We start from the raw sequence: 12,103 nt of genomic DNA, 5'->3' as shown, positions 1-12,103 counted from the left end.
CGATGGACTCGAACAGTGCCTTGAAGTTGCCCTCACCAAATCCATCGTCGCCCTTGCGCTGGATGAATTCGAAGAACACTGGGCCCATCAAGGTTTCCGAGAAGATCTGCAGCAGCAGGCGCTTGTCGCCTTCGATGGACGAGCCGTCCAGCAGAATGCCACGTGCCTGCAGTTGATCCACCGGCTCGCCGTGATTCGGCAAGCGGCCTTCGAGCATTTCGTAGTAGGTGTCCGGCGGAGCGGTCATGAAACGCATGCCGATTTTCTTCAGCGCGTCCCAGGTCTTGACCAAGTCTTCGGTGAGGAACGCCACGTGCTGGATGCCTTCGCCGTTGAACTGCATCAGGAACTCTTCGATCTGGCCGGCGCCCTTGGACGACTCTTCGTTCAGCGGGATGCGGATCATGCCGTCCGGGGCGCTCATGGCCTTGGAGGTGAGGCCGGTGTATTCGCCCTTGATATCGAAATAGCGGGCTTCACGGAAGTTGAACAGCTTCTCGTAGAAGTTGGCCCAGTAGACCATGCGTCCGCGATAAACGTTGTGGGTCAGGTGGTCGATGACTTTCAGGCCCGCGCCCACCGGGTTGCGCTCGACGCCTTCCAGATACACGAAGTCGATGTCATAGATCGAGCTGCCTTCGCCGAAGCGATCGATCAGGTACAGCGGCGCCCCGCCGATCCCCTTGATGGCCGGCAGGTTCAGTTCCATCGGGCCGGTTTCGATATGGATCGGCTGGGCACCCAGTTCCAAGGCACGGTTATAGGCTTTTTGCGAGTCCTTGACGCGGAATGCCATGCCACAGACAGACGGGCCGTGTTCGGCCGCGAAGTAGGACGCAAGGCTTTCGGGTTCGTTGTTGAGGATCAGGTTGATCTCGCCCTGACGGTACAGGTGTACGTTCTTGGAGCGGTGGGTCGCGACTTTGCTGAAGCCCATGATCTCGAAGATCGGTTCCAGGGTGCCGGGGGTGGGCGACGCGAACTCGATAAATTCAAAGCCCATCAGGCCCATTGGGTTTTCGTATAGATCTGCCATGATTTGGCGCCTCATCATTCTTGTGGTTGAGCGGATTTCAATTGCCAGCAAGGATGAGGTGCAACGGCGGCGCGCAGGAGAGACCTCGCACGCTGCGGGCGAGGAAGTCACCGAAAATGAGGGGGGAGCCGAGTAGCTTCATGGTTACATCAGTCTCTGACGGCCGAGGCTTGCGTGAGCGCAAGTCCATATTCTTGTATGCGTAAATCGATTCTACACAGCGTAACCTGATTTGTCCTATTCCTTATCAAATCCCTATGCCCGGACGGTTGCAAGGGGTTTGTTGCACAGGTAGATACCCAGCAGAATCAACGCGGCGCCTGCGTACATCGCTGGTGTCAATCGTTCGTCAAGCAGCAGCGCGCCGCTGATCACAGCGGTCAGCGGGTTAAGCGCGATAAAGGCCCCGGACCGCGCCGCGCCAATACGGCGAATGCCGTCGTAGTAGCCGATGTACGCCAAGGCCGAGCCCAAAACACCCAGGTAAATCAGGCTCAGCCATTGCACCGGCTGGATCGCTGCCAGCCCCCGCACGGTGAACGCACCTGTCAGCACACTGGCCACCGTCAGCATCAGGGTGCCCAGCAAGATCGACCAGGTAACGGTCTGCAATGGCCCCAGGCTCTTATTGAGGCTACGAGAGAACAATGAATAGACGCCCCACCCCACCACGCAACCAAAGATCAGCACGTCTCCTTGCCACGCATGCGCCCCGCCCTGCAGCAACATCGGGTTGCGGCTGACGATCACCAGCCCGGCACCGCCCAGGCACAGCAGGATACCCGGCGCATTCACGCGCTCTTTGAACAACAGCCACGCCACCAGACCGATCACCGCCGGGTTCAACGCGACGATCAGTGAGGCGCGTGAAGCGTTGATGTAATGCAAACCGTAGAAGAAACAGAGGTTGTAGAAAAAGATCCCGAAAAACCCCAGTGCAGCCAAGTGCAGCAACTGCCTGGGACTGGGGCGCGCCAAGGGAATGCGCGCCACGGCCAGAAACCCCAGTAGCGCCAGGCTTGCGAGCAGAAAGCGCACGCTAGCGGCCAATAACGGATCGACACCGGCCGCCAGGTATCGTCCCGCGACAAAGGTGCCGCCCCAGATGACAGTGACAGCGGAGAGTTTCAGGTAAGTCAGGTGATCTTTCATACGTATGCACGCTCATCAAATGCTCAGATAGGCGTATTCTTTGGGTAATGATCTGTCATCGTAAAATGAGTAAATACTCATGACCCTTACCCAGCTTGAGATTTTTTCCTTGGTCGCTGAACTCCAGGGTTTTACCAGTGCGGCCCACCGTCTCGGCATCAGCCAGTCGGCGGTGTCACATGCGATCCGCTCCCTGGAGCAGGAACTGGGGGTCGAGTTGTTGCACCGTCATCAGGCCCAGGTGGAGTTGAGTGATATTGGCCAACAACTGCTGGGACGGGCTCGCGCCATGCTCGGGCTGGCCAACACCCTGCACCAGGAGGCCGCCGACGCCCGTGGGATGCGTACTGGCACCCTGCGTATCGGCTCGTTCGGGCCAACCTCCTCGATGCGGTTACTGCCGAAGATCCTGAAAGGCTACCGCGCGGCCCACCCGGGCATTGAAGTGCATATCCACGAAGGCCCTGACCGGCAAGTGATCCAGTGGCTGGACGACCGGCGTATCGACGTCGGGTTCGTGGTACTGCCATTGGAACGCTTTGACACCTTCGCGCTAATGGAAGATCAGATGGTGGCGTTACTGCCTGCCGGACATCCGCTCGCAGAATATGAAGCCGTCAGCCTGAAGCAATTGTGCTGTGACCCCTTTGTCCTGACCGAGGCTGGCTCGTCAGAGCTGGTATCACGCCTGTTCAGCAACGCAAGGCTGAGCCCGAACGTGCGCTTTCGTTGCTCGCAGTTGATCAGCACCTTGGAAACCGTGGGCCGTGGCGACGGCGTGACAGTGGTGGCAGAGGCTTCCCTCCCCTTGGCAACCGACGATCGTTATGTGAAGCGCCCGCTCGCCCCGCGCATCCCCAGGGCAATCGGCCTGGCCGTGTTGGACCAACGTCAGTCATCGCCGGCAACACTGGCGTTTATCGAATGGGCCACGAACACGGTATAGCGCTACGGGTTTTATTCAGATCCGACAAGCAGCCCCCTGAGTTGCCATCTATCATCGGCAGTGAATGCCTCATTTACTCTGTTACCGGCCATCTCCCTATGCCCCTGACCGCTAAAGGTCCACGAAGCCGAACCACTCGATACTTGATCAGCGGCCTCAGCACACTGCTGCCCATTTTGCTGGGGGTGGTGATCCTTCATTGGCAAGCCGAACGCACCCTGCAAAAAAGCACTGAGCAGACGGCCCAGGAAGCCGTGCGCCAATTCGACCTGATGCTCGACAATACCGACCTCGCCGCCAGGGCCCTGCTACCACTGGCCGGCCAGCCTTGTGATAACGGCGCTCAACTGGCTTTGCGCGAACAAGTCACACGCCGTCCCTTTGTTCGGGCGACCACCTTGTCTTTCCAGCGCAATATCTATTGCAGCTCGCTGTTTGGTGGCAATTACCAGTCACCGGTCAACCCCGAGGATTACGTCGGAGGTCGGCTCTGGTTGATGAATGGCAACCCGGTAACACCTGACACGGCCTTGTTGGTCTACCGCCTGACAGACGGCGATAAAGGTGCCTTTGCATCCATCGACGGCTACCACCTGACCAATGCCTTGCGCCTGATCAGCCGCTATGCCGGGCTGGTTCTACAAGTTGGCCCCAACTGGCTGACCGACGATGGCAGCGTTCACAACACACCACCCCCTACATTTGCCGTAGCCCCTCAGCACCTCGCGTCCCAGCGGTACCTCTATAGCGTGGAAGCCGGCATGCCGGACGGTGAGATCCTGCGCTACATGCGCGAGCGTTACCCGGCCGTGTTCAGCCTGGTGGTGTTTTTTGGCGCGCTGGCCGGCATCCTTGCGCACTGGCTGCAAAAGCGCTCATCGGCCCCGACCCATGAACTGCAACGGGCGTTGGGTGCAAACGAGTTCATTCCGTATTTCCAGCCCGTCGTGCGCGGCGACAGCCTTGAATGGGCCGGTTGTGAAGTACTGATGCGCTGGCAGCACCCGAAAGAGGGGCTGGTGCGGCCCGACTTGTTTATTCCTTTGGCCGAGCATTCCGGCCTGATTGTGCCGATGACCCGCGCTCTGATGCGCCAGACCGCTGCACAGCTCGCGCCCCATGCCGCCCGCTTCTCGCCAGGCTTTCACATCGGGGTGAATATCACGGCCAGCCATTGTGAAGACTTGGCACTGGTTGAAGACTGCCGTACGTTCCTCGCCGCGTTCCCTCCGGGTCAGGTAACACTCGTACTGGAGTTGACCGAGCGTGAACTGATCCAACCCACTGACACCACGCGCCAGTTGTTCGATGCGCTGCATGAACTGGGGGTGATGATTGCCATTGACGACTTCGGCACCGGTCATTCCAGTTTGGGTTATCTGCGCAACTTCAATGTCGACTACCTGAAGATTGATCAAAGCTTTGTAGCGATGATTGGTAAGGATGCACTCTCACGGCATATTCTCGACAGCATCATCGAGCTGTCCGCCAAGCTGGACTTGGGCATCGTTGCCGAAGGTGTAGAGACACCTGAACAATGTGAGTACCTGGCCGCGCAAGGCGTGGACTTCTTGCAAGGTTACCTGTTCGGAAAACCTTTGCCCGGTGAAGAGTTCATTAAATCCATGCACGGCCATTGATTAGCCATCTGGCCCCGAATGAAAGAATGTTACTTAGACAAAAGACATGATTTACTCGAGATGGATTAACTACTACAATTTTTCCTGCCTGTGCTGAACTCGCAGGAAGGCTTGTTTCTTGAGTCGCCTAAACGCTCTTGGCTTATAGCGTTGTCTTCAGTTGATATCAGCCAAATACATTATTGGAGTACAGATTTTGTCCAGACTCGCCGAATTTCGCGCAGCAGAAAAAGCCCTTCAAGAGCAGCTTGCCCAGCTGGAATCCCTGAAGAATGATGCTGGCCTGAAGAAAGAAATCGAATTCGAAGAAAAGCTTCAAGGACTGATGAAGACTTACGGTAAAGGCCTGCGCGATATCATCGCCATCCTTGATCCGAATTTTGGCAAAGGCGGCGCAACCGCTGCCGCAGCACCTAAACAGCGTCGCGCACGTGTGGTGAAGGTCTACCACAACCCGCACACCGGCGAGCTGATCGAGACCAAAGGCGGCAACCACCGCGGCCTTAAAGCCTGGAAAGAACAGTACGGCGCTGCCACTGTCGACTCCTGGCTTCGCGGATGATCAAAATGTTCTAACAAAAAGCCCCGCTTATTGCGGGGCTTTTTTGCTTAACGGTTCGGAAACGAACTTAACTAACAGTTCATTTTCTTCAAAATCGAGCACGTGGAGCACTTAAAGTTTCAGGCTGTCGCGCACCGAATTGACTTCATCCTTGCTTGCTTCGTACACCTGGGCTTGACCGGCGAATGAAAAAACATACGCCTTATCGGTATCAACAGCACCGACTAAAGTTTGCGACAGTACGTGCCGCCCGTTTTCGGTAATCACACAAGTAGTTTCAAGCGCGTCCAGACGACTCAGTGTAGTCGAGTGCATCTTGCTGCACACGCTTTGATAACCACCCCGAGCGAAATCCTTCTGGATCGATTTACGCATTTCCAACAGCACGCCTTGAAGATTAACTTTATGACCGGCCTCTATCGGCGTAGCGGTCAACTCCATCACCATCAAGGTCGAGCCATTTTCATCATTCTTGATCGCCCGTTGCCGCGTAACGGCCAAGGGATTTGCGGGCGCTTCGCCGTCGGGCACGACCTCCTCGACCTGCCAACCACTGGGCCAATGAATTTCCGGATCAGCTGCCAGCACCCATGAGCTGCCCAACAGAAAACACAAAGAGCCCAACAGCGGTTTACGAAATTCGATCATTGCAAGAAGCACCCAGGATTCAAGCGTTGAAGTTTGAGCCTGACCCTGGCAGGTCGCAAGGCCCGTGCAGGCTTTTTCATTTGGCGCAGCGTGCATGGCTTGCGTATCATGGCCCGGCTGCATGGACGCTTGCCGCAAGCCAAGGAACCGCCCGGCTCCTCTGACCTCATACGGGAGTCGAGTTTGCCCCATTTTTTTCTGGAGGGCCCATGAGCCTGCACGATCTGAACACTTTTCCGGGTGTCACCGCCCAGCCTGACACCGCCACTTCGAACTTCGTGTTCAACCACACGATGCTGCGGGTCAAAGACATCACCAAGTCGCTGGATTTCTATACCCGTGTCCTGGGCTTCTCTCTGGTTGAAAAGCGCGACTTCCCGGAAGCCGAATTCAGCCTTTATTTCCTGGCCCTGGTGGATAAGGCCCAGATCCCGGCCGATGCCGCTGCGCGTACTCAGTGGATGAAGTCGATTCCCGGCATTCTGGAACTGACCCACAACCACGGCACCGAAAACGACGCTGACTTCGCTTACCACAACGGCAACACCGACCCGCGCGGCTTTGGTCATATCTGCATTTCAGTGCCGGATATCGTCGCGGCCTGCGAGCGTTTTGAAGCCTTGGGTTGTGATTTCCAGAAGCGCCTGAGCGACGGCCGCATGAAGAGCCTGGCCTTCATCAAAGACCCGGACGCGTACTGGGTTGAGATCATCCAGCCAGCGCCGCTGTAAACAAAAAACCCCATGATCGCTCATGGGGTTTTTCATTTCCGGGCTCGGTATTACGCCGGAGCGGAAGTACGGATCAGATGATCGAAAGCGCTCAGCGAAGCCTTGGCCCCCTCGCCTACCGCAATCACAATCTGCTTGTACGGCACAGTGGTCACGTCGCCGGCGGCGAATACGCCTGGCAGTGAAGTCTCGCCACGCGCATCGACAATGATCTCGCCGCGAGGTGTCAGTTCGACAGTGCCTTTGAGCCAATCGGTGTTGGGCAACAAACCGATCTGCACAAAGATGCCTTCCAAGTCGATGGTCTTGAACTCACCGCTGTCGCGATCCTTGTACGCCAGGCCGGTGACTTTCTGGCCATCACCTTTGACTTCGCTGGTCAGCGCACTGGTGATTACATCGACATTCGGCAGGCTGTAAAGCTTGCGTTGCAATACGGCGTCGGCGCGCAGCTTGCTGTCGAACTCCAGCAAGGTGACATGGCTGACGATACCGGCCAGGTCGATAGCCGCTTCAACACCGGAGTTACCGCCGCCGATGACTGCCACACGCTTGCCTTTGAACAATGGACCATCGCAATGCGGGCAGAAGCACACGCCTTTGGCCTTGTATTCCTGCTCACCAGGCACACCCATTTCGCGCCAGCGGGCACCGGTTGCCAGGATCACGGTTTTGGACTTGAGGGTCGCACCGCTTTCAAAGTGAACCTCGTGCAACTCACCGGCCTTTTTCGCTGGGATCAAGCGGCTGGCACGCTGCAGGTTCATGATATCCACGTCGTATTGACGCACGTGGGCTTCCAATGCGCTGGCCAGTTTCGGCCCTTCGGTTTCCTGCACAGAGATGAAGTTCTCGATGGACATGGTGTCCAACACTTGCCCGCCGAAACGCTCAGCCGCCACACCGGTGCGGATACCTTTACGCGCAGCGTAAATCGCTGCCGAAGAACCGGCTGGGCCACCGCCGACCACGAGTACATCAAACGCGTCTTTGGCGCTGATTTTCTCGGCAGCTTTTTCGATGCCGCTGGTGTCGAGCTTGGCGAGAATTTCCTCCAGGCCCATGCGACCCTGACCGAAGTTCACACCGTTGAGGTAGACACTTGGCACCGCCATGATCTGGCGCTCATCGACTTCGGCCTGGAACAGAGCGCCGTCGATGGCGACGTGGCGGATGTTCGGGTTGAGCACGGCCATCAGGTTCAGCGCCTGGACCACGTCCGGGCAGTTCTGGCACGACAGCGAGAAGTAAGTCTCGAAGCTGAACTCACCTTTCAACGCACGGATCTGTTCAATCACTTCGACACTGGCCTTCGACGGGTGGCCACCGACTTGCAGCAAGGCCAGCACCAACGAAGTAAATTCATGGCCCATGGGGATACCGGCGAAACGCAGGTTGATATCGGCACCCGGGCGATTGATGGAGAACGATGGCTTGCGCGCATCATTGCCATCGGTTTTCAGGGTAATCAGCGTGGTGAGGCTGGTTACGTCCTGCAGAAGAGCAAGCATTTCCTGGGATTTCGCGCCGTCGTCGAGGGAGGCGACGATCTCGATCGGCTGGGTGACCCGTTCCAGGTATGACTTCAACTGAGCTTTAAGATTGGCGTCCAACATACGGGCGATTTCCTTTAATTCTGGGTATAAAAAAACGCCCGAGCGAATCTCGCCCGGGCGTTTTTGAGGGCGGTGCAGCTTACTGAGTAGGTGCGGTAATCCGCCCTTGATGCTTCATAGACTTAGATCTTGCCGACCAGGTCCAGGGACGGAGCCAGAGTGGCCTCGCCTTCTTTCCACTTGGCTGGGCACACTTCGCCCGGGTGGGCAGCTACGTACTGAGCGGCTTTGATTTTGCGCAGCAGCTCGGAAGCGTCACGGCCAACACCACCGTCGTTCAGTTCAACGATCTTGATCTGACCTTCTGGGTTGATCACGAAGGTACCGCGGTCCGCCAGGCCAGCTTCTTCGATCAGTACGTCGAAGTTGCGGGAGATGGTCAGGGTTGGGTCGCCGATCATGGTGTACTGGATTTTGCCGATGGCTGGCGAAGTGTTGTGCCAGGCAGCGTGGGCAAAGTGGGTGTCGGTGGACACGCTGTAGATCTCGACGCCCAGTTTCTGGAACTCGGCATAGTTGTCAGCCAGGTCTTCCAGCTCGGTTGGGCAAACGAAGGTGAAGTCGGCTGGGTAGAAGAACACAACGGACCACTTGCCTTTCAGGTCGGCGTCGGACACATCTACGAAGTTGCCGTTTTTGTATGCGGTAGCTTTGAACGGTTTTACTTGGCTGTTGATGATAGGCATCGTTGACTCTCCGTCAGGGTTTGTAGAAGGGCTTAAGAAGTTGATGAAGTGAATCCTACCCACTCTCTCGGCTGATGGCTCATTGGCAAACCTGATGCTGACGATTGGCTTTCTCTATCAGGTGACTGTATTAATAGAAGAAATCTCAAAGCACCGGCGACGTCGCCAAGGTCATGCCGAGAAAGGGCGTCGACTCAACATAGCGCATGGCAGATTTCATGTCGCTCCAGCCGACGTAACTCATCAATGACTTCAAATCCCAGCCGCTGCGATGAGCCCAGGTGGCGAAGCCCCGACGCAACGAGTGGCTGGTGTAGGCGTCAGCTGCAATACCCGCACGCTCCAGGGCCTGGCGCAGCAACGGGATCACACTGTTAGGGTGCAACCCCTCCTCCCCCAGATTGCCCCAACGATCAATGCCACGAAACACCGGGCCACGCACCAAGGCTGACACGCGGAGCCATTCGTTGTATGCCTGTACCGGACACAAGCGCAGCAGCGCTGGCGTCTGATAGGTCTTGCCAAGGTTATCCCGGTCGCTCTTGCTGCGCGGCAGATACAGGGTGATGCCAGCCCCCGGCACCGCTCGCACATGCTGGATTTCCAGGCGGCACAATTCATCACTGCGAAACCCCCGCCAGAACCCCAGCAGGATCAGGGCTGTGTCGCGTTTGGCGCGCAGCAAGCGGGGTATGTCCTGGGTATTGCTGGCGTCCTTCGCTTCGGCGTCGAGGGAAGCAATCACCTGTTCAAGGTGTATGAGTTGCAGCGGCTCAGCCTGCTTTTCCTGTGCGGGATGCACGGCGCGAATGCCTTTGAGCACCTTGCGCACCACCGGCGCTTTCGTTGGGTCCGCAAACCCCTGGCTGGTATGCCACTGCGCCAACGCCGAGAGGCGCAGTTTCAAGGTGTTGACCGCCAGCACGCCGGCATAGGCCACCAGGTAGCGGGCCACGCTATCGCTGGTGGCTGGCAGGAATCCACCCCAAGTGACTTCGAAGTGCTCGATGGCGGCGCGATAACTGCGTCGCGTGTTATCGCGAGTAGCGGCGTTGAGATAACGGTCCAGATCGCTCATGAAGGCCCTATTCGTACTGCTGTGGCCGTTCCAGGGATCAAAACGGCTTTGACACGGGATAATACGCCAATATCCCATCTGTTAATTCATGAATTTCAACGGATTTTTATTCATGTTAGAGTATGTATATACATACCATGTACCACATTATCAAATCGATGGAGACCCCATGGCTCGCGGCGGCATCAACAAAGCAGTAGTTCAAACGGCACGCCTGGCCATCCTGGCCCGCGGCGAAAACCCGAGCATTGACGCAGTGCGTATCGAGATGGGTAACACCGGCTCGAAAACCACGATTCATCGATATTTGAAAGAACTGGATGAGAGCGAGAACCGCCTGACGATTACCGAGGCGCCCCTGGATGACGAGCTTGGCGAACTGGTCGCACGCCTGGCCCAGCGCCTTAAAGAAAAGGCCCAAGAGCCTATCGACCTGGCCCTGGCGCAATTCGAGCAACAGAAAGCCGCCCTGCTCGCCCAAGTACAAACGCTTGAAGAAGAGCACAGTCAACTCAAGCAACAATTCGCTATCCAGGGCACTGCCCTGGCCGAAGAAAGTGCGGCCCTGCAAACCGCCAACACCAGCCTGCAGACCGAGCAAACTCGCAATGCGGGGCTCAGCCAGGCGTGCAGTGACTACGAGTTGAGGATCAACGACAAGGACGAGCAGATCCGCTCACTGGAGGACAAGCACCTGCACGCCCGCGATGCGCTTGAGCACTATCGCAACGCGGTCAAGGAGCAGCGAGAGCAGGAGCAACGACGCCACGAAGGTCAACTGCAACAGCTCCAGGCGGAACTGCGTCAAGCCCAGCAAAGCGCCCTGGTGCGACAGGATGAAATCACCCAACTGCATCGCGACAATGAGCGACTGCTGATCGAGCATCGCGTCACGTCGAAAGAGTTGGCCGCTCAGCACGAGCAAAACCGCAAGGAACAGGCCCAACTGCTCAAGCTGAGCGAACAGATCAACCTGATTGAGAGCGAGCACACCCTGCTCCAGGAGCGTTTGCGGGTTGCGCTGCTTGAGAGTCAGTCACGCCAACAAGTACTCGACGAATACCAACAGGCTAACAAAACCTTGGAGCTGGACCTGATCAAGGCCCAGGCCAGCATCGAGGCATTGCACCTGGCAGCCGTCGCTGTAACGGAGCCAGAGGCAACGCCCGACGCCTGATCACCCAGCCACAGGCGTGCGCATGGTGACGAACTCTTCCGCCGCCGTAGGGTGCACGCCGATAGTCTCGTCGAAATGCCGCTTGGTCGCGCCCGCCTTGAGCGCGATCGCCAGGCCCTGGACAATCTCGCCAGCGTCCGGGCCGACCATGTGGCAACCCAGGACTTTGTCGGTGTCGGCATCGACTACCAGCTTCATCAGGGTTTTCTCCTGGCAGTCAGTCAGCGTCAACTTCATCGGACGGAAGCGGCTTTCGAAGATCTGCACCTTGTGGCCGTTCTTCTTCGCCTCTTCTTCGGTCAGGCCGACGGTGCCGATGTTCGGCAGGCTGAACACCGCCGTCGGGATCATCGCGTAATCCACCGGGCGGTACTGCTCCGGCTTGAACAGGCGGCGCGCTACGGCCATGCCTTCGGCCAAGGCAACCGGCGTCAATTGCACACGACCAATCACATCGCCGATCGCCAAGATTGAAGGTTCACTGGTTTGGTACAGGTCATCCACCTCAACGAAACCACGCTTGTCCAACGTGACACCAGTATTTTCCAGGCCCAGGTTGTCCAGCATCGGACGACGACCCGTGGCGTAGAACACACAATCGGCCTCCACTACGCGACCATCTTTCAGAGTGGCCTTGAGGCTTCCATCGGCTTGCTTATCGATGCGCTCGATATCGGCGTTGAATTGCAGGTCCAGGCCGCGCTTCGTCAGCTCTTCTTGCAGATGCTTGCGCACCGCGCCGTCAAAACCGCGCAGGAATAGATCACCGCGATACAACAGCGAGGTTTGCGCGCCCAATCCATGGAAAATGCCCGCGAACTCGACGGCGAT

12 protein-coding genes are annotated in these 12,103 nt (G+C 57.4%); 5 read left to right on the top strand and 7 right to left on the bottom strand.

The window, feature by feature from the left end:
• A partial coding sequence (gene hppD / locus ACRESD_RS22520; RefSeq protein ID WP_431752922.1) for a 4-hydroxyphenylpyruvate dioxygenase occupies positions 1-1,036 on the bottom strand: 1,036 nt, incomplete at its 3' end.
• Positions 1,037-1,291: 255 nt separating this feature from the next.
• Entirely contained in the window at positions 1,292-2,188 is an 897-nt protein-coding gene (locus tag ACRESD_RS22515) for a DMT family transporter (RefSeq protein WP_431752921.1), read from the bottom strand.
• A gap of 79 nt (positions 2,189-2,267) precedes the next feature.
• On the opposite strand from ACRESD_RS22515, the gene ACRESD_RS22510 reads away from it, so the two are divergent.
• The 3 genes from ACRESD_RS22510 (at position 2,268) to ACRESD_RS22500 (ending at position 5,336) form a co-directional block, all read left to right on the top strand.
• Positions 2,268-3,134, top strand: coding sequence for a LysR family transcriptional regulator (locus tag ACRESD_RS22510; protein ID WP_431752920.1), 867 nt, complete (start codon positions 2,268-2,270; stop codon positions 3,132-3,134).
• 98 nt (positions 3,135-3,232) lie between these two features.
• Positions 3,233-4,774: an EAL domain-containing protein gene (locus ACRESD_RS22505; protein WP_431752919.1), complete on the top strand. Its 1,542-nt coding sequence runs from the start codon at positions 3,233-3,235 to the stop codon at positions 4,772-4,774.
• Positions 4,775-4,970: 196 nt separating this feature from the next.
• Positions 4,971-5,336, top strand: a complete 366-nt coding sequence (locus tag ACRESD_RS22500) for a histone-like nucleoid-structuring protein, MvaT/MvaU family (protein ID WP_431752918.1) — start codon at positions 4,971-4,973, stop codon at positions 5,334-5,336.
• 111 nt (positions 5,337-5,447) lie between these two features.
• On the opposite strand, the gene ACRESD_RS22495 is transcribed toward ACRESD_RS22500, so the two are convergent.
• Complete coding sequence (locus ACRESD_RS22495) at positions 5,448-5,984, bottom strand: DUF4946 domain-containing protein (protein WP_431752923.1); 537 nt, start codon at positions 5,982-5,984, stop codon at positions 5,448-5,450.
• Positions 5,985-6,193: 209 nt separating this feature from the next.
• Here ACRESD_RS22495 and gloA point away from each other — a divergent pair, with 209 nt between their 5' ends.
• Positions 6,194-6,715: a lactoylglutathione lyase gene (gene gloA / locus ACRESD_RS22490; RefSeq protein WP_017135498.1), complete on the top strand. Its 522-nt coding sequence runs from the start codon at positions 6,194-6,196 to the stop codon at positions 6,713-6,715.
• Positions 6,716-6,765: 50 nt separating this feature from the next.
• Here gloA and ahpF read toward each other — a convergent pair whose 3' ends face one another.
• The 3 genes from ahpF to ACRESD_RS22475 form a co-directional block, all read right to left on the bottom strand.
• On the bottom strand, positions 6,766-8,331 hold the full coding sequence (gene ahpF / locus ACRESD_RS22485; RefSeq protein ID WP_431752917.1) for an alkyl hydroperoxide reductase subunit F: 1,566 nt from the start codon (positions 8,329-8,331) through the stop codon (positions 6,766-6,768).
• Positions 8,332-8,453: 122 nt separating this feature from the next.
• Entirely contained in the window at positions 8,454-9,017 is a 564-nt protein-coding gene (gene ahpC / locus ACRESD_RS22480) for an alkyl hydroperoxide reductase subunit C (RefSeq protein ID WP_010210361.1), read from the bottom strand.
• A gap of 145 nt (positions 9,018-9,162) precedes the next feature.
• Entirely contained in the window at positions 9,163-10,095 is a 933-nt protein-coding gene (locus tag ACRESD_RS22475; protein WP_431752916.1) for a site-specific integrase, read from the bottom strand.
• A gap of 169 nt (positions 10,096-10,264) precedes the next feature.
• Here ACRESD_RS22475 and ACRESD_RS22470 point away from each other — a divergent pair, with 169 nt between their 5' ends.
• Positions 10,265-11,272, top strand: coding sequence for a DNA-binding protein (locus ACRESD_RS22470; RefSeq protein WP_431752915.1), 1,008 nt, complete (start codon positions 10,265-10,267; stop codon positions 11,270-11,272).
• Here ACRESD_RS22470 and ACRESD_RS22465 read toward each other — a convergent pair.
• Positions 11,273-12,103: FAD-dependent oxidoreductase (locus ACRESD_RS22465; protein WP_431752914.1), on the bottom strand; the 831-nt coding region annotated here is incomplete at its 5' end.

It is taken from the genome of Pseudomonas sp. (assembly GCF_050739995.1).
Classification (GTDB): domain Bacteria; phylum Pseudomonadota; class Gammaproteobacteria; order Pseudomonadales; family Pseudomonadaceae; genus Aquipseudomonas.
This window is presented reverse-complemented; position numbering and strand designations above follow the sequence as displayed.